Source organism: Pseudomonas sp. S2_F03 (genome assembly GCF_054668335.1).
In genome coordinates this window covers 739,324-762,420 of sequence record NZ_CP162759.1, presented here as the reverse complement: position 1 = coordinate 762,420, position 23,097 = coordinate 739,324, and the positions used below count along the sequence as shown (strand labels likewise).

Here is a 23,097-nt window from a genome sequence, read left to right as displayed (position 1 = left end):
TGAGCAGGCGACACATCGAAACAGTCAAACGAACTTCGTTCGCTTCAATGTCCAGCGTTGGTGATCTGGCAGAAAGTCCTCAGCCGTAGGCACGCCATTACGCGCGATGACCAGGTAAGGAGGGGGAGGGTGCGGAGAGATTCAGGGGAAATTTCGTTGGTATACAACGGGGGCAATGATGCGTTCATTTGCATGAATCTGATCCATGATGGTTTTGGCCTTTGTCCCTCTTGTCACCTCAGCGAGAGCGATAGGCCCGACGCATAATTGACTTATGACAAGGAGTGGGGACTGGCAGGTGGCATCCTGGAAGATTGGTTCAAGAAAGTAAGTAGGACGTTTCCGAAAATACTCATCGCCAAGAGCTCGGGAAATCAGAAGGGCATGGGTTTCAGAACTGATGAATCGTCCGCTCAATGATGATGCTGTACAGGTGTAATGACATGACCTGTATCGCGGTACGAAATCGTCGAACCAGTAGTCATAAAGACTCTGTGTGGATGGGGGGCCGTTAACTACCCCCTCATCTTTTCTGCGGAAGGGCTTAGATATCAAGCTGAATCATTTAGCTTGACTCTGCAATCACTGTTGTGGAGATAGCTTGTCAATAGGGCCGCAGCCACCAATAATTTTGGAGATAGAGACTGTAGGTGTGAAGAGGTAATCATAGGAGCAGTTTTTTTGCTGGTTATATACTTGACCGGTACAGCCGGAAAGAAGAGCGGTGCCAGCAACTACAACAAGGGCCAAAGAAGCCTTGAGCTTATTCATTGTTCAGATCCTTCAATTTAAAGTCGCACCATCTGTGCCATTGAGAATCTAGAGATAGCCAACTATTAAATCTGTAGGAAACGTCTGAACTTTTTAAATTGGCGACCCCTGGCGTTTTAGTACTGAAGGCACAGCACCGTCATCGAGATAGCGCGTCAAAGACATTACACCGTCGGCAGTAGCGCGACGGTGCAATGTCCTGTGTGGACTCAGCGCTCCCAGAATGCCTCGCGAGCCTTGAACACAGGTTTGAGCAGATAGTCCAGAATGGTCTTTTCACCCGTACGAATTTCGACTGATGCGACCATCCCGGGGATGATCGGCAACTCCTTGTCTCCTGCCAGCAAGGAGTTTCTGTCGGTGAGCACGAGCACGCGATAGTAGGTGTCATCGGCGCGCCCGGATGCGACCTTCTGTTCATCCTTGAGCGTGTCGGGGCTGATATGTTGCACGGTGCCACTCAAACCACCGTAGATCGCATAATCGTACGCCGTGATCTTCACCGTTACTGGCAGTCCTGGACGCAGGAAGGCGACATCGGATGGACGAATCTTACCTTCTACGAGCAATTCATCCTCAAGAGGAACGATCTCCAGGATGTCCTGGCCCGGCTGGATGACGCCGCCAATGGTGCTGACCCGGATGTTCTTCACGGTGCCGCGCAATGGCGCGCGAATGGTCGTACGTTCAACGATATCGGCACGTCCGAGAAGGTTTTCCCGAGTCTGCGACGCTTCGAGCTCCAGTTTGACGAGTTCGGCGTTGGCTTCGGCGGTGAACTTGTTCTTTCTCTCAACCATCTGCAACTTTATATCGTTGGCCTGACGGCGCATGCGCAATAGCTCAACATCCGACAGGAGCCCCTTGGCGGCCAGAGGTTCTGCCGAGGCGATTTCCCTCGCGGAAAGGCTGTAGCTTTTCTCGAGTGCGGCGATGCTCTCCTCAAGCGCTTGCCTGCGAGCGTTGTAGGCCTTGGTCTCCAATTCGACCTCGGAAGGTACCTCTTGAACCTCGGGGCTGAATTTCAAGGGTTGCTGATAGGCCTCTGCACGAAGCCGGTCAATGGTAGCCATGAGGGCGACCATCTTGCTTTTCACTTCGCTATAACTTGAGTTTGCGCGAGTCGGATCGATTTTCAGCAGCACTTGCCCCTTTTCGACAATGTTGCCCTCGCGGATTTGCATCTCGGCCAAAATCCCGCCTTCCAGGCTTTGAATGAGCTGTTCGCGGCTCTTGGAGATGATTTTGCCTCGCCTTGCGTGATTTCTTCAACTTTGGCGAAGTATGCCCAAATCGGGCCCACGCAAAGCACCAGGAAACCCATGTACACAACCAGGCGTGAACCGGGCGTTGTCTGGGCAAGCAGGGACTCCTGAACGTCGTTCATGAAGGCTGCATCCGCGGCACTGACAGATTTCATTTGAGTATTTCTGAATATTCCAGCCGAGCATCACAGAGCCTCCTTCGAGGTTGTTCGGTATGCCGGACGCTCGTCGCAGCAGGTTTGATGATCGCTTCAGGGCTGGACGGCTCCGACGCGGAGGATTGTTTCGGCTGGCCGCTGAGGCGCTGTCAAAATATGGTCCTTAGGGCCATCTGCGACGATTTTCCCGCCTTCAATCACGATGATGCGGTCGACGAGGCTCAGCAATGTTGGGCGATGCGTTACTACTACCAGTGTCTGGCCTTCGGTGGCGCGCTTGAGGTGCTCCAGAAACAAGGTTTCGGTCTGACTGTCCATGGCGCTTGTTGGCTCGTCCATCAGCAGAAGCTGAGGGCGAGTGAGGAGAGGTGCGTGCCAGGGAAATCAACTGCCGTTGTCCCCCTGATACGCCTTCACCCATCTCCCCGATCGGCAGGTTGATCCCGCGTGGATGGGCCGCCGCCATCTGGTCAAGGCCCGTCAGACGCAGTACACGCAGGAACTCTTCGGCGCTTGCTTCGGGCTTGCCGATCATCACGTTCTCCCGAGGGGTTCCGTAGAACAGTCGCGCGTCTTGGGAGACATAGCCCACCGTCTTGCGCCAGTCGGCAGGATCAATCTGGCTGACATCCAGGCCATCGCAGAACATTTGTCCATCGACAGGCCGATAGAGGCGCGACATGACTCGCAGCAGGGTCGATTTTCCGCTGCCGATCCGACCCAGGATAGCCACACGTTCCCCCGGAGCAATGGACAGGTCGATGCCGATGAGTGCCTTTGGGTTCGGCTGATTGGCCGGGGACGGGTAGGCGAAGTCGACTTGTTTAAGTCTCAATTGTCCCTGCAGATTCGGGTTGTTCAGATAGTCCTGTTCGGCGTCACGGTCCGTCGGCAGGTCCATGAGATTGTTCAGGGATTTAAAGAGCTGCCTTTGCCTGTTGGAAGCGCACCGCCAGTCCAATGACCTGCCCAAGCGGGGCTGTAGCTCGGCTAGCGAGCATCACGGTGGCTATCAATGCGCCCATTGTCAGGTTGCCTGCGTCGATCAGATACACACCGGCAATGACCAGCGCGACGGTCTGAACTTGCTGCAAAAAGGCCACTGCGCCCGTGGCGGCACTGGAAAGACGACGCGACTTCATGGCGCTGGTGGCTTGCATGGCACTGAAGTTCTGCCAGCGCCGCTGCATGTGCGCTTCGCCATTGGTGGCCTTGAGTGTTTCCATGCCTTCGATCGACTCTACCAACACACCTTGCTTGAGGGAGTGACTCCTGCAGGTTCTCTTGCATGGTGCGAGCCAGAGGCCACTGGATGCATGCAGAAATGATGAGAATGAGCGGCAGTACGAGCAACGTGATCCAGCCCAATGGGCCGCCGATGGCAAAAATGACGGCAACAAAAAGGATCACGAACGGAAGATCGGAGATGGCTGCAAGAGTCGCGGACGTGGAGAAGTCGCGCACCGACTCAAATTCGCGCAGTTGGTTGGCGAAACTGCCCGAAGAGGCAGGCTTGTATTCCATTTGCACCGACAGTGCCTGGCGGAACAGCATCGAGCCGATGACCAGGTCGGCCTTCTTGGCAGCGATATCGAGCAAGTGCGCGCGAACGAAGCGAATGATTGCTTCGAATATCATGGCGACTACTACGCCGATGCCGAGCGACCAGAGTGTGACAAAGGCCTGGTTGGGTACCACACGGTCGTATACGTTCATCGTGAAGAAGATGCTGGCCAGCGCCAGAACGTTAGCCAGTACCGCTGCGATGGCGGCGCTCCGATAGTAACGACGATAGCGCCAGAGGGTACTGAACAGCCAGTGCCCTTTGGACTGAGGAAGTGTCTCACCGGCGCGTTGGTCAGTTTTGGCGCGCGGCTTGGCCAGGATGGCATAGCCGGCATATTGCGCTTCGATTTCCTGCTCGGGCAGTTCGACTACCTGGTCTGAGACTTCAGGAAGAATAACGAGATAGCTCGAGAGGGCCTTGCCGTTTTTATCCATGCTGTCGCGGCGCGAAACAAGCACGCAGGCTGCCTGCCCATGACGGATCAGGATCATCGGCATCACCTGTTGCGGCAGTTGCCGCAATGGGCGCTTGACCAGGCCTCCGGTCAGTCCTGCATTACCCAGCGCTGCCAGTGCAAGGGAAGGAGACAGCAGGCCGGCGCGGGGGAGGTCGGCGACAAGCGCCTCTTTACTTTTGCCCAGATCATAGTGTTCGCATACCCACGATACACATTGCAGTAACGAATCATCGACAATTGTTTCCTGCCTTGCGATTGCCGACGCGTGTTCAGCGAGACTCGGTGTCGTTAGGTTGGTCATTACTGGTTCCTGTTTGGGCCGTCCTTAGACGCGCTGGCTCTGCAGTCGGCGCGACGACAAGCTTTGGGATAAGTGTTGGTTGCCGCAGTTATTCTGGGGGTGGCGGGTTTCTGAATGAATAAGAGTTGTCTCAAAAATAACTTACTCACCAAGTAGAAGTGACATGCCTAATAGTGGTGGCAGGTCTTGATCGCAGATTGATTGCTTTTGAGACAACTCTTATTCAGTAGGGGCATTGAATTCAGCAAACTGGTTGCCATAGATGACATACAGCCGAGCGTGCCGATTTTAGGTATTTAACTTATATGCCGATTTGGCGGTTGCAGTCTTGTCAGTTACATGAATTCCTCTCCGGTAATGTCTGGAGAAGTTCGAGGTGATCATGAAGTTTGCCCTGAAACATAGAAGTTTAAACATTGGCTTTTGGAATAGACAATATCTCTCTGTTGTCGCTTCGCTGGCTATTGTGACTTTCGGCCTTTGTAGTGAGTCTGTTGTGGCCTCCGAGAACTTAAAGAAGTTTGAGAAGACTGCAGCGGTGGATAAAAAGGCCGGCAATATGTCGGGGGTTTCGGCGTTGGCCTATTACCGCGCACAGGAAATGGTTCTGGCCAGCCGGCAAACCATTCGGAAAGTGACTTGCGAGGGATTTTTTTGTCGGCTGTCGAACAAGCTGCGCAGCGCAGTCCCGTCGTCAAACGCGCACTGGCTGAGCAGTCGGCAGCTCAATCCGATATCGACGAAGCCAAAGGACAGCGGCTGCCGCAACTCGATATCGGCACCCGCAGCAAAGCTAAAGAGTTTGGCTCTGGCGGGCGCGGTAATTCGGGCGAGCAGGCGATCACCGTCGATATCGTGACACCTGTGTTCGATTGGGGGCGAATTCGCAAGACCATCGAGAGCCGCTCATATCTCGCCAGTGCCGCGGAAGCAGCCGTCCAGGCAGAGCTGGAAGCATCAGCATTCGATGTGACATCCGATCTGGTTGAGCTGGGTAAGCAACGCATCATCGTCGATATCGGCAACGCGTATGTCCAACGCATGGGCGAGCTGGTCACTATGCTCGAGGGGATTGTCGCGGTGGATACGGGGCGCGCAAGCGAACTGACTCTAGCCCGGGCGAGATTGCTTCAGGCTGAGGCTTCCCGCAGTTCGGCAGAGGCTGCGGTGCGAGACGTGGAAGTCAATCTGCGCAAAATGATCGGTGAACGCCCGTTGCCACCGTTGCCTCGCGCTTCCTATTGGCAACTCTTGAACCCCGATCAGGAATTGTTGTTGTCGCAAGCGGCAAACCACCCCGTTATTCAGCAGGCTCAAGCGCAAGCCAAGTCCTCTGAGTTGCAAGCTGACGTGGTTCGTTCATCTGCACTGCCACAGGTTAACTGGGTTGTGGGCAAAAGCACGGGGGAGGATGAATATGGACGTGAGCCGGCCTGGCAAACAAGTTTGACGATGTCCTGGAGTGCATTTCGCGGCGGCTCTTCCCGTGCGGCTGAGCGGTCCGCGCGTCAGCGGGCAGAGGCAGGGCGGCAGACTTCCGAGCAGCAAGCGCTGGACCTCGAATATCGTGTTCGTGCTGCGAATCAAGACGCTCGGGCAATGCTTGAACGCGCTGATCTGTACCGAGGACTTTCAGTCGAATCGAACCGAGTGCGTGAGGCGTTCTATGAGCAGTGGTATCACCTCGGGCGGCGTACCTTGCTCGATGTCCTAATCTCGGAGAGTGACCACTACAACAACCAAGTGAGCGAGATCGTCAATCGCTTCGATGGTTATTCAGCCATTGTTCGCCAGTACGCCAGTTCCGGAGCTCTGATTCGCTGGCTCAGTGCCGGGAAGTGACGGCTGAAGGTCTGAACCCGCACGGAGGCTGGGGTAAGTCTTGGTCAAAAGCAAAACGGGCGCTTCACAGTGCCCGTTTTGCGTTCTGCCCTTCACTTGGCAGGACAACTCATTCGACGCGTTTGACAGGTTGCGGCACCCAGCTCCCATTGAGGGCCTTTGCTTCTGGCCAATAAAGGCGAAGGTTCATCGAGAATTGTCCTTTGGCCGGGGTCGGGAGCCAGTTGGCCTCTTTATCTTTTTCCAGGTGATTCTCGCTGGATGTAAATTTCCAGGGAGCCATCAGGGCCGAACTGCAATTTGTCACGATCACCAATGGCATAGCGACCAATGGGGTTTTCGGTGAAGAGCTGGCGATCGTCGTACATTGTCAGCGACCAGAAGGCACGCACCGGCGGAATCTGGTCTTTATTGAATCGCAGGACATAGCGCTGGTCGCTGAGCAAAGCCTTACCTTCTGAATCGGTGAAAGCGGTAGGGTAAATGGCGTCTTCGATGACGTTGGCCCCCAGCCCTGCATAGGCCACCCCGGCGCGGTGCAAGTAATCCGCACCGTAGGTTCCAATGGCCGTCATGTTGGTGCGCCAGCCGTTGGCTAAGGTACCGGATTTGCGGAAGGCGCCCTTGATCTGCTCCAACGCAGGTTCAGGCGCTGCTTTCAATGCGTCCTGAACGAACTGAGGGGCAGCGGCATAGGAAAAGTTTTTGCCAGGCTCGATGCCGATCATTTTCATGCGATCGAGGATTGGATAGTCGTTTGCATGCGGCGGATTGTCTTTCATCAACTGCGAAAACAACTCGAAGAATGCAGGTGCACTCATCTTGTCGACTTGATCCACCGGCGGGGTCTTGTCTTGTGCTGCATTGACAATGCCTTTGGGCGGTACATAGCTCGTGCCCTCAGCGCTTAACGGGTAAGCGCGAATCGCATTCTGGAAACCATGCACGGCCTCGTAATCTGCAGGACCGTTGGTTTGTACACGACCAATCAGCAAGCCGTTTGCGGTGGGGCTTCGATACTCGGATACACCGTCAGGCAATTTCCCGTGCCAGTTGGGACCCGTGATGGCGAATTTCTGTGCGCCATTGCCGGTGGTGCGGGTACCGGATGATGCGAATACATCGGTCCAGGCATCCAGCCAAGGCATCAGATAGTAGCGACCCGCCGAGTCCGGAATGTCGACGATCAGCGGCTCCTTGGCGACATCAAAGCTCAATGACGTGTAGAGCGTATCGGCATTGGGTCGCACCACGACAGTGAGGTTGGGGTCCGGAAAGGCTCTGGAGTGTGCCAGTTGGTTGACCGGCGCCGTGAGCCCGAGCGGTTGCACAACGTTGGTGCTGACATCCTTGGTTGTTTTCATGATCACCAGGGGATAGGCGTAGATATACGCCTCACGGGCAATTTCTTGCGCGTCACTGGCAGAAAGCTGTTGCCGGGCGAAAGCCGAAAATGGCAGCGCCAGTGCTAAACCCACGGAGGCGATGGCGAATGTTTTCTTCATAGCGTGATCCCGACGGCGCTGCCCAACTGTGCGTTGGGCAGTCAGTTGATTGATGCTCAGTTGATCTTGCGAATGGCGGGCGGCTGCCACTTGCCGTTCGTTACCGCAGCCTGTGGCGAATACATACGAAGCATGACCTGGAAGTTGTCGTCGGGTGCCGGAAGCCAGTTTGCGTTCTGGTCCGTACCGGGCGACGCGTGCTGGATGTGTATCTCCAGCGAGCCGTCTGCTTCGCGCTTCAACGAATCGTAGCTGCCAAGGGCAAACCGATTGATTGGGTTGGCGACCTGGAAGCCTTCCTTGTCGTAGAGGGTCAAAGACCAGAAAGCCCCCACGGGTGGTAGCTGATCTTTTTCGAAGCGCAGCACATAGGCGTTTTTGCCAGACAATGGGTTGCCATCGCTGTCGGTAAAAGAGTTGGGATAAATGGCATCTTCCGGAAGGTTTGCGCCAAGTCCCACCAGCGCCACGGCGGCACGCGTGCGGTAAGCGCTACCGTACGAGCCGAGCGTGTCACTCCATACCCAGCCGTTGTGTACCTTTCCAAGCGAGCCGCTGCGAATGGCCTGTTGCATATCAACCAGTGCTTCCTTCGCGCTTGCGTTGATCACGTCCAGTTGCGCTGCGCTGAACGCGCCCGGGTTGAAATCCTTGCCAGGCACGATGCCAAGGCCGCGCATGCGATGGAGGATCGGGTAGTCGCTGGCATGAGGAGGGGAGCTTTTCAGCAACTGGGCAAATTGAGTGAGTAGCTCTACACCGGTCATCCGGTTGACCTGGTCCAGCGGCGGGGTCAAGTTGTCCACCTTTGGATCGACGGCCAGCCCGGTAGGGGCGTAGTTGTGTCCCCAGTGGCTCAGGGGCACCAGACGGAACTGATCCTGAACCTTGTGAACATTGTCGTAGTCGGCTGGGCCATTGGTTTGTGTGCGTCCGATTATCCAGAACATCGGTGTGGGTGAGCGGACCAGCTCCACACCTTTGGGAAGCTCGCCTTTCCAGTCCGCTGCGGCGAGTGCGAAGTTTCCGGCTTTGTTTCCGGTGGTGCGTGTTCCGGGTACTGCGAACACATCGGTCCACATGTCCAGCATCGGCGCGAGGTAATAGCGATCACCGGCTTCGGGTACGGAAAAGATGACAGGCTCCTTGCTGACATCCACCCACGCCATGGAATAGAGAGTGTCGAAGTTGATCCTCACCACTTCTTTGGAGTTGGCATCCGGATATTGGCGGTAATGAGCGAATTGATTCATAGGCGCGCGTCGGGGGGTGGTGACGGCGTCAGGCACGTTGGTTGTCTGTTGCCGTGTGATGTCCATCAACACCAGCGGATAGGCGTATTGGTAGACATCCCGGACCAGTGCCCGGAATTCATCGCGATTCTGAGCCTGAATTTCGGCAGCAGTTGGTTCGCTGGCAATGGCACTGTGCAGTGGGCTGAAGGCAAATCCAGCGAACAATAAAACACCTATGGCCAGGGTGTTTCTTCGCGGTTTGTTTCGGTTACTCATGTGCTCTCCTTGTTCTTGTAGGCGTTTGCCACCAGCGGAGGTGTGGGGGTTCCCGATGGGGCGCTCACCCTCATGATCTGGCTACGACCCCGATGAGCCTATGCGAGGCATTTGCCCAAAACTTGACAGAACCTGCCAAAAACACAGCCTTTTACGTCAATCCTCAAGGGAAGTTGCTGACCCGCTAATTAATAGGTCTGGCACGTTAAATAGGTTCGCGCAGCGCTGCGAAAGTTGACAGAATGCGCCTTCGAGTTGTCAGTTACTGCCACGGATGTGCGAAAGCTGTTTCTACGACTTAGCCCGACGGATATCAAACAAGATGATCCCCACAACCGATTTCGTACGCGCTTCTGCCCTGCATGGACTCGCAGAGTTTGCCGCCAGCCAGAACCTGCGCGCACAGGATTTGATAAAAGAGGTGGGCCTTCCGGATGACGTGCTGGAGCATCCCGAGAGTCTAGTTCCTTACCGCAAATTTGCGGCGCTGCTGGCGCTTGGCACGCAGCGCTCAGGGAATCCGCTTTTCAGCATGCGATTCGGTCTGCATCAGGGTGTCAGTTCTTTGGGGCCTCTGCTGTATCTCATCCGAAACGCAGGAAGCGTGGGTGCCGCCATCAACGAGTTGAGCCACTATTTCCATTTGCACGCGAGCGTGGCTCAGATACGACTGGAAGTAGAGGGAGATCACGCGCTATTCCACTACGACTCCGCCGACGTCAAGGATGTTGTCAGCCATCGTTTGACGGTGGAACTCGTCGTCGGCGCCGCCATGCAGCTGATGCGCACCTTGTTGGGTAGTCGCTGGCAGCCGCGAGCGTTGATGCTACGGGCGGCACCGCTTTGCGATACGCAGGCCTATACACGATTGATCGGGCTGACACCGCAGTTTAATGCCCCGTGCAACGCCTGGCTTTTTGACGCCAAGCTCCTCGACACCCCCTTGAGCTCCGGCGATCAAGAGTTGCACAGATTGATCCAGCACCACCTGGACGCGTTGGATCAAATGTCGGTGCAGGAGTTACCGGCATACATTCGCCAATTGTTGCGTAACCTGCTTCCGAGCGGTCGCACCACGATTGAGCAGATCGCAGGCTACATGGATCTCAATCACCGTACGCTGCAACGCTATCTGGCGGAGGAGGGCACTTCCTTTCAAGCGCTGCTGGATGAGACGCGACAATCCATGGCTCAGCGCTATCTGGGGGACTCGACCATCAATCTGACCCAACTTGCGGCCATGTTGGGGTACTCGGAGTTGAGCGCGTTTTCCCGTGCATTCCAACGCTGGTTCGGTTGCAGCCCGCGGGAGTGGCGAACGCAACAACACCCCACTGGCAAGTCTCGGCAACGACTGCGTGCGCATCTACAGCGTCGCCGATCACCAGAGGTTTGAGCGTTCAGGGTGTCAGGTTTCCCTGGCATCCTGGCTGCCGCCAAGGGTCTTGATCCAGTCAACGACTTGCTCGGCATGTCCTTGCCAGCCAGGCTCCCCTAACAGCCAGTGCCCCTGTACAGGGTATTCGCGATACTCGAGCCGGTTGCCGTACCAACGTGACATTCGACGACTCACCGAGCAGGGAATGATTCGATCTTTCCCCCCCTGCCAAAGCCAGCATTGGGCAACCGATCCGCTCCTTTTGTACCCGGTTGGTACGCGCCAGGTTGAGAACACCGAACCCCACTTCGTAGGCCACTTTTCCAGACTCGGCGATCAGCAGTTTGCGATAGCCCGCCCGTTCTGCCTGAGGCACCCGATTGAATATCAGGTAGTCCGCTTCCCAGGCGGATAAACGGAACGTCTTCTTCCACAATGCCCACTTGCAGAAGTGTCGAATCAATCCTGGAAGCATGCGCAGACGCATCGGAAATATCTGTGCGGGAGCCGCGCTGTTGATCAGTATCAACCCGGATAGGTCCAGGTGTTGGGCAGCCAGTTGACCAACGAGCCCGCCCAGGGAATGGCCGATCAGTACTGGACGTTTCTTGCCGTCCGCCGCCTTGACCACTGCATCGACGTAACTCTCAAGCGTAACTCTGACGAGTGTTGAATCCGAGCCATGCTCAACGTGGCCCGGAAGATCAAGCATCAAGCAATTAAGGCCTCGAGCCTTGAAGAAAATTTCCCATTCACGCCACACCGTATGGCGTGACCACATACCATGGATAAAGATGATGTCTGGATTCAATTGTTGACCGTCCGCCTGGCAGTTCAGAAGAAACCCGTCGCAACGTGCATTGGCGAGACGACGGTGATGGTTCGAAAAGGGGGGGCGGGGAGCCCCACTGATCACTTCAAACGCTTCTGAATTCCAGGCTCGGGTCCACGACTGATTGCTTGAGAAGCATCACTTGGTCGCTTTCAAAGTTATGCAATACGCGCCAGGGCAGTTCGCGCCCTTGGCGCGGTAGTACCGTTGCCGAACGTTGGATGTAGCCTGACTGCATCGACCCGAGGACCGTCTCGTCAGCTTGCATTTCTCCAGCGGGTGCCCGGGGAATCACCACGCCGATGTTGTTCTGCTTCATATGATTGAAAAGACGGCACAAATAGCTGGCGGTCATGTCGACCTTGAGCGTCCAGGGAGCGTTGGTATAACCGAAGACGAAGCCCATGTTCGGAACGTCTTGAAGCATGGAGCCTTTGTAGGTCATCAGCTCGTTGAGGTGCTTCTGTTTACCGTCCACCACCAGATCCATACCCCCGCAAGTTTGTAGTTTCAAACCTGTGGCAGTGATGATGATGTCCGCCAGTAGTTCCTGACCTGACTTCAGCTGGATGCCAGTCTCGGTGAAAGTGTCGATCTGGTCAGTGACAACTGAGGCTTTGCCAGCCTTCAGCGCCTTGAATAGATCTGCATCCGGTACCGCGCAGATGCGTTCGTCCCAAGGTTGGTAGCGAGGGGTGAAGTGGCGCATGTCGACGTGCTCGCCCACCTGCTTGCGCACGCCGGAAAGCAGCCAGGAGCGTACGAGTCCAGGCCAACGTTTTGACATTTTGTAGATGAAGCGCTGCAAGACAATGTTGCGCTTGCGAGCCAGGGCAAACACCGCTCGTTTCGGCAGGAACTTTTGCAGTACTTCAGACAGTCGATCGTGACCGGGAACGCTGAAAACATAGCTGGGAGAGCGCTGCAGCATGGTCACGTGTGCAGCGTCAGGCGCCATTGCGGGCACCAGCGTTACTGCTGTAGCGCCGCTGCCAATGACAACCACACGCTTGCCGCGGTAATCCAGATCTTCTGGCCAATGTTGTGGATGCACGCGCTTGCCCTTGAAGTGCTCTTCTCCTGGAAAGTCGGGCAGATAGCCTGCGTCGTAGTCGTAGTAACCGGTGCAACTGATCAAATAGCTGCAGGTGAAAGTATCGGTTTTACCGCTGGCTTCTTCCAGGCAACTCACGGTCCAGCGCTGCTTTTCACTGCACCAGGACGCGTTGGTGGTTTTAAGGCCGAACAAGACTTTTTTGTCGACCCCGTATTCGCGAGCAGTGTCAGTGACGTAGCGTCGAATTGATGGTCCATCGGCGAGTACTTTCAAGTCATGCCATGGACGGAATGAGTAGCCGAAGCTGAACATATCCGAGTCCGATCGGATACCCGGATAACGGAACAGATCCCATGTGCCACCGATGGCTTCACGGCGCTCAATTAGCCCGACTTTGGCGCCGGGCATTTCCATTGCCATGCGGCAGGCAGTGCCTATTCCCGAAAGGCCGGCACCGATGATCAAGACGTCGTAATGGTTCTGCATGGAATACTCTCATTGCTATTATTCTGAGCTCGAGAGTATTGCGAAGTGGAGGCAGGCATAACCTGACCTAAGATGACTCGAAGTTGACAATTTACGACAAGTTAATCGACGGTTTTTATCTGCAGAAAATCGCTTTTTCGAACTGTCGTTTTATGTCCAGTAATGGTCTGGAATTGTCCATTCCTTCACTGCGCCCCATACGATACTTGTACCGGTAACACACATCGATGCTGGGTGTGCGGGCCACGCACCAGCCCACTCAGCATCGGTGTTTCCCAAACTTTGTACCAGCGGCTACAGGCTACTGACCAGATGCCCTCCATCCACGGCCAGTACCTCACCTGTCATGAACGATCCCGCTTCGCTGGCGAGCAACAGGAAGGGGCCTTCCAATTCCCCAAGTTCACCCAGGCGGCGCATCGGCACGGCGTTGCGGATGTAGGTCTGCCCTCTGTCCCCGTCAAAGTAGGCGTCGTTCATTTCCGTCTTGAAGTAGCCGGGAGCGATGGCGTTGACGCGGATCCGGTGGTGCGCAAACTCCAATGCCAATGACTTGCTCAGATGCACGACACCCGCCTTCGCTGCGCAGTAGTGACTGTAGCCTGTGCCAACACGCAGCCCGAGTATCGAAGCGACGTTGACGATGCTGCCGCCACGACCGGCGTTGACCAGTCGTTGTGCAGCACACTGGGCAACGCGCCAGACACCGTCGAGGTTGGTGGACAGCATGCTGCGCCATTGTTCCTCGCTGATGTTCAGCGCGCCCATTGCGTTGCCGATTCCGGCGTTGTTGAGCACCACATCGACCACACCGAAACGCACTTCAGCCGCATCGAAAGCGGCTTCCACACTGGCGCGGTCAGTGACATCGAGAGCCACGACCAGCGCCTCGCCACCGAGCCATCGAATGTCCTGAGCGAGCTGTTCCAGGCGCTCAACGCGACGTGCCCCGATGACCACGCGCGCGCCTGCCTGGCTAGCGACCCGGGCCAGGTGTGCACCAATTCCGCTGGAGGCACCTGTGACCAGGATGGTTTTACCGGACAGCGAGAAAGTTGACCGAATGTCCATCAGAGCACCTCGAACAACCCGGCTGCGCCCATGCCGCCACCGACGCACATGGTCACCACCACATACTTGACGCCTCGACGCTGACCTTCCAACAGGGCATGGCCGACCATGCGAGCACCACTCATACCGTAGGGATGACCGATCGAGATAGCGCCGCCGTTGACGTTCAGCTTGGCCGGGTCGATGCCGAGTTTCTCGGCGCAATAAAGGACCTGGCAGGCGAAAGCCTCGTTGAGCTCCCACAAGCCGATGTCACTGACAGTCAGTCCGTGCTGCTTGAGCAATTTTGGAATGGCAAGCACTGGTCCAATACCCATTTCTTCCGGTGCCAGGCCGACCACGCTGATGCCACGGTACAAACCCAGTGGTTCGAGGTTGCGCTTTTCTGCCAGTTGCGCATCCATCATCACGCATGCACTCGCGCCATCGGACAGCTGGCTGGCGTTACCGGCGGTGATGCTGCCGCCCTCGATCACTGGCTTGAGCCTGGTCAGATCGTCCAGCACGGTACTTGGCCGGTTGCCTTCGTCCCTATCAAGAGTCACGTCGATGAAGTTGATCAAGCCGGTTTCCTTGTCGGCCACTTTCTTGGACGCAGTGACCGGCACGATTTCATTGGCGAAGAGCCCCGTGGCCTGGGCACGGGCGGTACGTTGCTGCGATTGCAGAGAGTAGGCATCTTGCGCTTCGCGGCTGATGCTATAGTGTTGGGCAACGATCTCTGCCGTCTGCAGCATCGGCATGTAGGCATGTTGCGCATGGCCAATGACCATGGGGTCTTTCTCGGTCATCGCCCATTCAAGATAGTGGCCCTGCACCAGGCTGATATGTTCCTGGCCTGCGCCAACGGTAACCTTCATGCCGTCGACCATGATCTGCTTGGCAGCAGTGGCAATTGCCATGAGCCCCGAGGCGCATTGACGGTCGATGGTTTGCCCGCTGACGCTCAGCGGTAGCCCGGCAGCCAATGCGCTCATGCGGCCGAGGTTCCAGCCGGCGGTGCCACCTGCCATGCCGGTGCCCATCACCATATCCTCAATTTCCGAGGCCTCGATACCGGCGCGTTCCACTGCTGCGCGTATCGCGTGGCTGGCCATGCTTGGCGAACTCAAGTTGTTGAATGCTCCGCGGAATGCCTTGGCGATCGGGGTGCGAGCAGTTGAGAGAATGACGGCTTCTTTCATTGTGTCGATGTCCTGTCAGTGGTCTTCAGGAGGGAATGCCCCATGGGGGACATCCTCCTTTTCTATGGGTCAGAGTTTTTCGATGCGGGTCTTGCCGGCAGCTACAAGGCGTTGGAGCATCGGCGCCGGTTGGAACCACATCTCACCGTGCGAGCCGAGCACTTGGCGGTAGTGTTGAAGGCGTGACAGCAAATGACTCAGTCCCATGCATTCGGCCTCATGCATCGGGCCGCCCCGCCAGGCAGGGAAACCGTAGCCATTGATGAACACCAGATCGATGTCGCTGCTACGCAAGGCAATGCCCTCGTCGAGCAGCTGTATGCCTTCATTGATCAGGCTGAACAGGCAACGCTCAAGGATTTCCTGATCCGGAATATGCCGACGTTGAATGCCCAGTTCAGTCGCAATGCGCGAGGCGAGTGAGATGACCTCGGGATCATCCAGGCGGTCCCGTTCTTCATAGCGATACAGCCCGGCGCCCGTCTTCTGCCCGTAGCGGCCCAACGCGTAGAGTTCGTCTCCCAACTTGCAGTAGCTGGGGTCGTGACTGATTTCGCTGCGACGCGATTCGCGGATCAAATAGCCGATATCAATGCCGGCGAGATCCTGCACCGCCAGCATGCCCATGGCTAAACCGTGATCGGTGAGTACTTTGTCGATTTGGGAGGGGGTAGCACCCTCCAACAACAGACGGTAGGCCTCGCGACCATAAGGCTCGAACATGCGATTGCCGATGAAACCGAAACACACACCTGAAACCACTGCAATTTTGCCGATCTGGCGCGCCAGCTTCAGCGTGGTCAACAGCACATCGGGTGCAGTCTCTCGGGCACGCACTACCTCGAGCAGACGCATGACATTGGCCGGACTGAAGAAGTGCAGGCCGATGACATCCTGAGGGCGTCCGGTGACGGCAGCGATGGCGTCAACGTCCAGTGTCGAGGTGTTGCTGGCAAGAATGGCGCCGGGCTTGCAAACCTTGTCCAGCGTGCGGAATACCTTCTGTTTGACTTCGAGTGATTCAAATACAGCTTCGATCACCAGATCGGCATCGATCAGATCACCATAATCAAGCGTGCCCTGGATTCGCTCCATGCGCCGTTCAAGCTGCAACTGGGTCATCTTTCCACGCTGTACGCTGATTTCGTAGTTGCCGCGGATCAGCATCAGTCCACGATCCAGCGCATCCCCCCTGGCTTCCAGCAAGATGACCGGGATGCCGGCGTTGGCGAAATTCATCGCAATGCCTCCGCCCATGGTTCCAGCACCGATGATTGCCACCTTGGAGACCGTCCGCAATGCGGTGCTGGCGTCTATTCCTGGAATTTTTCCCGCTTCGCGCTCGGCAAAGAACACGTGCCGCAGCGCGCTGGATTCGGCCGAAGCTTCAGCCTCTTTAAACAGCTCGCTTTCGCGAATCAGCCCTTCGTCGAGCGGCAGCAGGCAAGCTGCCTGGACTGCTGCAACGACACGTTGAGGGGCTTGGCGGCCCTTCCAGCGAGAGGCGTTTTTTGCTTGGAAATCCTTGAAAAAATCGACTTCGAGATGTTTCCCCGGTGCAGCGTACGGATCGATAGGGCGCACAGGGGCGCAGGTTTCGAGCAGTTCGTGGGCAAAGGCACAGGCATCTTCCAGCAGGCTGGCGGGGGCCTTGGACAAGCGATCGAGAATGCCCAAGCTGGCGGCTTTGTCCGCATTGATCGCTTGACCCGAGACGATCAGCTCAAGTGCGGCTTTGGCGCCAATCAGGCGCGGCAGCCGTTGGGTACCTCCGCCACCTGGCAGCAATCCAAGGTTGATTTCTGGCAGACCTACGCGTGCGTCAGACGCGGCAATTCGATAAGCGCAAGCCAGTGCCAGTTCGAGGCCGCCACCGAGCGCCATGCCTCCAATCGCAGCAACCAGTGGCTTGTCGAGATGACTCAAGCGCACCAGCATGTCAGGTAAGGAAGGGGTGGCGTGACTGGCGGCGCTGCCAAACTCGCTAATGTCCGCGCCAGCGCTGAATGGCGTGCCATGCAGGATTATCGCCCGCACAGCCGGGTCGGCGGCGGCGCGCTCGCAGGCATCATTCAAGGCTGCGCGAAGCGCTTGGCCGAGAGCATTGACCGGGGGGCGATTCAGCCCGATCAGGGCCAGGCCGTTCTCGAATTGGTAATGAATCAGATCGCTCATGGGGTTTCCTTCTGGTTATACCGTAGGCAGAGAGGTAGGGTCAGAACCAGTCGTTCTGCATGTCGAAGCACAGTCGATTACCCGTACTGAGTAGTCGGGCCTGGCCTTGCAAACCCGCTAATTCCCAGTCCATGAAGTAACGCGCTGCATGGATCTTGCCTTTGTAAAAGTCGGCCTCGCTGCCTACGGCACCGGATGTCAGGGCGTGGCTGGCAGCAAGTGCCTGACGCAGCCAGGTCCAGCCGACGACCAGCTTGCCGAACATATCCAGATAGGCAGTAGCATTGCTCAGACCAAGATCGGGGTTGGCGGATACCCTGATCTGCATTTCGATAGTGACTCTTTCGATGACCTGCATTGCGGTACGCAGCGCAGTGGCCAGCGAGGAGCAGTCCTTGCGGGTATGAGCCTCGTTTAGGCTGGCTTGGAGACGTGAGAGGAACAAGGCATAACCGTCCCCACCCCGCGGACCAAGCTTGCGTGCGAGCAGATCAATGGCCTGAATGCCTTCAGTGCCCTCGTGTATCGGGTTGAGGCGATTGTCCCGATAAAACTGTTCCAGCAGGTATTCACGGGTGTAACCAGAACCGCCGAGTACCTGGATGCCGATCTCTGACGCCAGCAGGCCGTAGCGCGAAGGCCAGGACTTGACCACGGGTGTGAGCAGGTCGAGTAGCTCGGCGGCCTGGCGGCGTTGTTCTGCGTCTGGAGCGGTGTGACTATCTTCGACCAGGGTGCTGGCATACAGACACAACGCCATGCTGCCTTCGGCATAGACCTTCTGTTGCAGCAGCATTCGCCGAACGTCGGCGTGCTCGACAATGCGCACCTGCGGCGCCAGCGGATTTTTGTTGCCGGGCAAGCGTCCTTGTGGCCGGTTGCGGGCGTAGTCGAGTGCATGGATATAGCTTTGATAACCGAGGCTTGCGGCACCCAGGCCGACTCCGATGCGGGCCTCGTTCATCATCTGGAACATATAGCCAAGACCCTTGTTGGCCTCACCCACGAGATACCCGACGGCCCCGCCTTTTTCACCGAAGTTGAGCACCGTGGAGGTGGTGTTGCGATAGCCCATCTTGTGTAACAAACCCGCCAAGGCCACATCGTTGCGTGCTCCGACGCTGCCATCGGCATTGACCAGGTACTTGGGCACGAGAAACAACGAAATGCCTTTTACGCCGGCAGGCGCACCTTCAATGCGGGCCAACACCAGGTGCACGATGTTTTCGGTCAGTTCGTGGTCGCCGCCGGAGATGAACATTTTGCTGCCGCTGATGCGATAGCTGCCGTCTTCGGCCGCACGAGCGCTGGTACGCAAATCTCCGAGTGCCGAGCCTTGCCCTGGTTCGGTCATCGCCATGGTGCCGCTGAAACGACCCTCCAGCATTGGCGGCAGGAAGCGCTGGCGCAGTTCTGCATTGGCAAAACTTTTTACAGGGTTGGCGGCGCCAATACTGAGGAACGAATAGCCGAGGGTCGCAATGTTGGCTGCATTGAAGTAGGCCATGCAGGCTCGCAGTACCACTTCTGGCAGCTGTTGCCCACCGTCTTCAAAGTCGTGATGAGCGGCGAGAAAACCTGCCGAGGCAAAAGCGTCCCAGGCAGCTTTGGTTTCAGGAATGAGGGTGACCTTCTCGCCATCGAAGGTCGGCTCGTTTGCATCACCTTTCTGGTTATGGGGGGCGAAGTACTGGGCGGCAATCTCGCGAGCCGTCTGCAGCGTGGCATCCAGCACTGTCAGGTCCAGCTCCGCGTACCGGGGTCTTTTCAGGAGGCCCTCGGTGTCTAGTATTTCAAAGAGCTGGAAGCGAAGGTCGCGGTCGTTGAGCAACTGGTCGGTCATAGCGTTCTCGTTTGGCGGAGTTAACCAGTTGGTTTTGTAACAAGGACCGATAGTCGTGCGCGCCCAACCGCGGGTGGATATTGGGGGACGAGCCAGGTGGGAAAAAAACGGGGAGGGTGGAGCACCGCGCTAAATCATCAATTGAATAGTTTCGACTCTCGCGCTACCTGTAGTGCGCCTTTGCGATCGACCACATCGAGTTTGCGGAACAGGTTATTGATGTGGCTTTTTTACGGTACTGAGGCTGATGTACAGGCTGTCGGCAATCTGCTGATTGCTTTGGCAATTGACCATGCGTTGAAGCACGTCTTGTTCACGGCGAGTCAACGGGTCGAGTAATGGCTGGCTGGTATGACTCTCCGGTGTCAGTCCTCGCAATAGCTCTGCAAGCTGCACGCGCGAGGGCAAGGGGGCCTCGATACCGTGTTGACGGCGGATCTGTGGAGATATCAGTTGGCGGAACAGTTCGAGAAGCTGACGCCCCTCCAAGTGCAGCAAGTGAGCAAAACCGTGCTTCGCTGCCTGCTGCAACGCCGAATCCAGGCTGCGCAGGGCGGCTGTGTGATTTGCAGCATCCAGATACAGGCTGGCATCGAGCAAATGCAGGTCGATGCCGAGTTGGAAATTATTCTCGGCAATGGCCCGCGTCCATAGGTGGTTGGAGATGCTTTTTGCTGAGGCGCGTTGGCCCAGATGACGTTGCACCCAGGCATAGGCTTGCCATTCTTCAGGCATCAGGTTCGTGTCGTAAAGACGATTGCACAAGCGCCATTCCTTGAGCCACTCATCGATGAAGACCTGATCGTGTTCGCGAACGGCCAGGCGCGCACGCGAGGCACCAGCCAGACGATAGAGGGTAAATAGTTTTAATTGACGGGCGAGTTTGCGGGCTTCATCCCAGCGCTCTCGTGCGCAAGAAAGTCGACCTTGGGCAGCGAGGCAAAGCGCTTGATAATGCAATACCCAAGGTAGACCGGCGCTGTGGGTAAAGTCGAAGGCAATGGTCTTGGCATGAGCAAGATGCTCCGCCGCTGATTGCAGTTTGTTTTGCTGCAACAGCAGGACGCCTTTGCCCAGGTATTGGAAAAGGTCGTAAAAACCGTGCGACGCCCCTGTGGCACGATTTTGAATCAACTGGGTAAAGCGCTCCTCGGCCTTGAGGAGTTGACCTTGAGCGAGCTCGATCATGCCCAGTTGTAAATGAAGCAGGTGGGTGTAGCCGCTGAAATTCAGAGCAGTGAGCTCGCAAAGTGCCAGCTGTGTGTCGTGTCGGGCCCGATGCAGATGGCCCAGGGAAAACAGGGCGCTGGCTCGATTGAACAGCAGCACCGTAGTGGCTGCATTCATCTGCGGGTATCGCCGCATAGCCTCATCGACAAGGGCGATACCGTGATCGAAATTGCCGCCGAGAAATGCCAGTCGGCTGCGCAGGAAAGCGAACGTCTGATGTGATCGCTCGTCACGCTGCTCGGGCGTCTTCTGGATCTCTTAACAGGCGTTGAAGTCGGCGCAGGCAAGCAGCAGCGCGGTCAATGTCGTTAGTGACGATGACAGTACTGGCTTCGGTAATTGCCAGGGTGAAATGGTCCTCCAGGTTTTGCCCAGGCACATCGGCGAGAAAATCGACCATCGCGTTGACTTGCCCTTCACGCAGCAGATCAAAACTGTGCCGGTCGATGGCAGCCAGCAGGGCGTCGAAGTCCTGGGCGCGTCCAAGTTGGTACACCGCCTCGGCGTAAGATTGCTTTTGAAGCAAATGCTCACCTGCCTTTTGATGCAGGTGCGTCAAGGTGCCGGGACTACGCCGGCGTAGCTGCTGATAGAGTGCCTGTTGCAGTTGTTTATGCAGCCGGTATTGCTCGAGTTCGTCGTCGCATTGCTGGACAAAAAGATGCTTCCGCACACACCGGTCGAGGAGCGTTGCGGCATCGGAGCGCCCCGTCAAGCAGGTGGCGAGTTCGACATCAAAGCTGTTGACCACGGACAGCTGTTCAAGGAAGCGCAGCATCTCGTGAGGTAGTGGACCTAAAACTTCTTCATTGAAAAATTGTGCGATGAGCGCATGAAAGCGCTGGGCGGTAGCGGCTGAAATCTGTGTGCCGGAAGACGGCGCAGGCGGCTGCTCGGTTTGTGCGCTCAGACCCAGCAATACACTGCTGATCCAGCCTTCACTGTTGGCACGCAGCAGGTACGCCGCCTCATCGCTGAGTTTCATTTCGCGAGCGGACGCGAGTGTCTTTATCTCACTGCTGTCTACTGCAAAGCGGTGCGTGTCCAGCAATTGCAGGCGTCCATCCCGGCGCAAATGGCTGAGCCGGAGGGCTGGCAGGCCCTCGCTGGCGGCAACAATGTGCAGATTTTCCGGCGCGTGGTGCAGGAGTTCGTCGAAGTATCGGCAGGCGGCTGGTGCGCGCAAGCAGTGCAAGTCATCAATGAACAGGGTGTAGGGCGTATTTCGTTTTTCTATCCCGCCAATGATTGCGGTCCACAGCGTTTCCTCATTGGCCGCGCTCATAGCGGGCACTGGCATCGCCAGACCAATGGCTTGATGCAAATGCAAGAGCAGATTCAGGGGACGGTTGTCGCCACTGTCGCAACGCAGCCAGGCCCAGGACGTCCTGAGACTTGCGGCGTACTGGGCCATCAAAATACTTTTACCGTAACCGACCGGAGTGCTGAGCAGGCTGAACAGGCAACCGCTGTCGGCTGCCTCGCGCAACATCTGCAGGAGTTGCGGTCGCGAAATGGCCGCGGTTGGTATCGCGGGAGGGCGCAACTTGCTCGGTTTTAGCGTCGGAAAATGCATGACGGCATTAAGACTCAGAGCCGTTTTGCCGCGCGAAGCGAGCGGCCAATTTCATGCCGAAGGTCACCAACGGTTGGTAGAGAACCGGAAGCAGCCGCAGCATTAGATCAATGCCCCTTGCATCCGATCCGATCAAAATGCGCCGATGGTTGCGCTGCACACCGCGCAGAATCACTTTGGCAGCTTTCTGCGCAGTGGTGCGAAGCAGCTTGTCATTGAATCTGTTGCGGGCGTCGTCCGCATCCTGCCCGGTGATGCTAGCCATGCTCTGGTTCATGCGGGCGTGTGCAGCGATTCCTGTCTTGATCCCGCCTGGGTGCACGCAACTGGCGGACACACCGCAATTCTCCAGATCCAGTTCCTGGCGCAAGGACTCAGTGAAGCCGCGGACGGCAAATTTGGTCGCGTTGTAGGCGCTCATACCAGGTTGGGCAAACAAGCCGAAGATGCTGGAGACATTGACGATGTGCCCATCGCCGGAGGTTTTCAGGTGCGGCAGGAATGCCTTGGTGCCGTACACCACCCCCCACCAATTGATGTCGGTTATCCAGACATACTCTTCATAGCTGCTACCTTCGACGGTGCCCGCCTGTGCAACGCCTGCGTTGTTAATGATCAGGTTGACCTTGCCATGGTCTTCGGCAACCTGATTCGCCCACGCGTACATCTGCTCGCGGTTGGCGACGTCCACTATCGAAGTGGTAACGCGAACGCCGAAGAACTCCAATGCCTGCCGTGTGCGTTCCAGCCCTTGCGCGTTGACATCGGACAGCGCCAGGTGGCAACCCCGCTCGGCCAGGGCCAATGCGAGTGCGCGCCCAATACCTGATCCTGCTCCCGTAATGGCTGCAACTTTATCTGTGAAGGATTTCATGCCGCGCGCTCCGG

General features: G+C 56.8%; 18 protein-coding genes and 1 pseudogene. 2 read left to right on the top strand and 17 right to left on the bottom strand.

Annotation, left to right across the window (positions count from 1 at the left end; genetic code table 11):
• Positions 1–582: 582 nt before the first annotated feature.
• The 5 genes and pseudogenes from AB4N76_RS03555 to AB4N76_RS03535 form a co-directional block, all read right to left on the bottom strand.
• Positions 583–771: a DUF4223 family protein gene (locus AB4N76_RS03555; RefSeq protein ID WP_210691339.1), complete on the bottom strand. Its 189-nt coding sequence runs from the start codon at positions 769–771 to the stop codon at positions 583–585.
• Positions 772–980: 209 nt separating this feature from the next.
• Positions 981–1,955, bottom strand: coding sequence for an HlyD family type I secretion periplasmic adaptor subunit (locus tag AB4N76_RS03550; protein ID WP_460164670.1), 975 nt, complete (start codon positions 1,953–1,955; stop codon positions 981–983).
• A 432-nt stretch (positions 1,956–2,387) separates the two neighbouring features.
• On the bottom strand, positions 2,388–3,095 hold the full coding sequence (locus tag AB4N76_RS03545) for an ATP-binding cassette domain-containing protein (protein ID WP_460164146.1): 708 nt from the start codon (positions 3,093–3,095) through the stop codon (positions 2,388–2,390).
• A gap of 16 nt (positions 3,096–3,111) precedes the next feature.
• Positions 3,112–3,420, bottom strand: coding sequence for an ABC transporter transmembrane domain-containing protein (locus AB4N76_RS03540; protein WP_460164145.1), 309 nt, complete (start codon positions 3,418–3,420; stop codon positions 3,112–3,114).
• Positions 3,421–3,562: 142 nt separating this feature from the next.
• Positions 3,563–3,910: pseudogene (locus tag AB4N76_RS03535) on the bottom strand (6TM ABC transporter family protein); the annotation flags it as partial.
• 1,263 nt (positions 3,911–5,173) lie between these two features.
• Here AB4N76_RS03535 and AB4N76_RS03530 point away from each other — a divergent pair.
• Positions 5,174–6,361, top strand: a complete 1,188-nt coding sequence (locus AB4N76_RS03530) for a TolC family protein (protein WP_460164144.1) — start codon at positions 5,174–5,176, stop codon at positions 6,359–6,361.
• A gap of 109 nt (positions 6,362–6,470) precedes the next feature.
• On the opposite strand, the gene AB4N76_RS03525 is transcribed toward AB4N76_RS03530, so the two are convergent.
• From AB4N76_RS03525 to AB4N76_RS03515, 3 genes are read right to left on the bottom strand one after another with little or no spacing between them, the layout of a single operon-like run.
• Complete coding sequence (locus AB4N76_RS03525; protein WP_460164143.1) at positions 6,471–6,644, bottom strand: DUF1214 domain-containing protein; 174 nt, start codon at positions 6,642–6,644, stop codon at positions 6,471–6,473.
• Positions 6,595–7,956 (bottom strand): DUF1254 domain-containing protein, encoded by a 1,362-nt coding sequence (locus tag AB4N76_RS03520; RefSeq protein WP_460164142.1) that lies wholly within the window; start codon positions 7,954–7,956, stop codon positions 6,595–6,597. The genes AB4N76_RS03525 and AB4N76_RS03520 overlap by 50 nt, the downstream gene beginning before the upstream one ends.
• Entirely contained in the window at positions 7,923–9,326 is a 1,404-nt protein-coding gene (locus tag AB4N76_RS03515; RefSeq protein ID WP_460164141.1) for a DUF1254 domain-containing protein, read from the bottom strand. The genes AB4N76_RS03520 and AB4N76_RS03515 overlap by 34 nt, the downstream gene beginning before the upstream one ends.
• Before the next feature lie 373 nt (positions 9,327–9,699).
• Here AB4N76_RS03515 and AB4N76_RS03510 point away from each other — a divergent pair, with 373 nt between their 5' ends.
• Complete coding sequence (locus AB4N76_RS03510) at positions 9,700–10,773, top strand: AraC family transcriptional regulator (RefSeq protein ID WP_460164140.1); 1,074 nt, start codon at positions 9,700–9,702, stop codon at positions 10,771–10,773.
• A 58-nt stretch (positions 10,774–10,831) separates the two neighbouring features.
• On the opposite strand, the gene AB4N76_RS03505 is transcribed toward AB4N76_RS03510, so the two are convergent.
• The 9 genes from AB4N76_RS03505 to AB4N76_RS03465 form a co-directional block, all read right to left on the bottom strand.
• Positions 10,832–11,566 (bottom strand): alpha/beta fold hydrolase, encoded by a 735-nt coding sequence (locus AB4N76_RS03505; RefSeq protein WP_460164139.1) that lies wholly within the window; start codon positions 11,564–11,566, stop codon positions 10,832–10,834.
• A 106-nt stretch (positions 11,567–11,672) separates the two neighbouring features.
• Positions 11,673–13,130, bottom strand: coding sequence for a flavin-containing monooxygenase (locus AB4N76_RS03500; RefSeq protein WP_460164138.1), 1,458 nt, complete (start codon positions 13,128–13,130; stop codon positions 11,673–11,675).
• A 294-nt stretch (positions 13,131–13,424) separates the two neighbouring features.
• Positions 13,425–14,201: an SDR family NAD(P)-dependent oxidoreductase gene (locus AB4N76_RS03495; RefSeq protein WP_460164137.1), complete on the bottom strand. Its 777-nt coding sequence runs from the start codon at positions 14,199–14,201 to the stop codon at positions 13,425–13,427.
• Positions 14,201–15,385 (bottom strand): acetyl-CoA C-acyltransferase, encoded by a 1,185-nt coding sequence (locus AB4N76_RS03490; RefSeq protein ID WP_460164136.1) that lies wholly within the window; start codon positions 15,383–15,385, stop codon positions 14,201–14,203. The genes AB4N76_RS03495 and AB4N76_RS03490 overlap by 1 nt, the downstream gene beginning before the upstream one ends.
• A 69-nt stretch (positions 15,386–15,454) precedes the next feature.
• Complete coding sequence (locus AB4N76_RS03485) at positions 15,455–17,560, bottom strand: 3-hydroxyacyl-CoA dehydrogenase NAD-binding domain-containing protein (protein ID WP_460164135.1); 2,106 nt, start codon at positions 17,558–17,560, stop codon at positions 15,455–15,457.
• A 40-nt stretch (positions 17,561–17,600) separates the two neighbouring features.
• Positions 17,601–19,403: an acyl-CoA dehydrogenase gene (locus tag AB4N76_RS03480; RefSeq protein ID WP_460164134.1), complete on the bottom strand. Its 1,803-nt coding sequence runs from the start codon at positions 19,401–19,403 to the stop codon at positions 17,601–17,603.
• A 213-nt stretch (positions 19,404–19,616) separates the two neighbouring features.
• Positions 19,617–20,789, bottom strand: a complete 1,173-nt coding sequence (locus tag AB4N76_RS03475; RefSeq protein ID WP_460164669.1) for a LuxR C-terminal-related transcriptional regulator — start codon at positions 20,787–20,789, stop codon at positions 19,617–19,619.
• Positions 20,790–20,862: 73 nt separating this feature from the next.
• Positions 20,863–22,047, bottom strand: coding sequence for a MalT transcriptional regulator family protein (locus tag AB4N76_RS03470; protein WP_460164133.1), 1,185 nt, complete (start codon positions 22,045–22,047; stop codon positions 20,863–20,865).
• Between the two features lie 169 nt (positions 22,048–22,216).
• Positions 22,217–23,083 (bottom strand): SDR family NAD(P)-dependent oxidoreductase, encoded by an 867-nt coding sequence (locus AB4N76_RS03465; RefSeq protein WP_059182525.1) that lies wholly within the window; start codon positions 23,081–23,083, stop codon positions 22,217–22,219.
• Positions 23,084–23,097 lie beyond the last annotated feature (14 nt).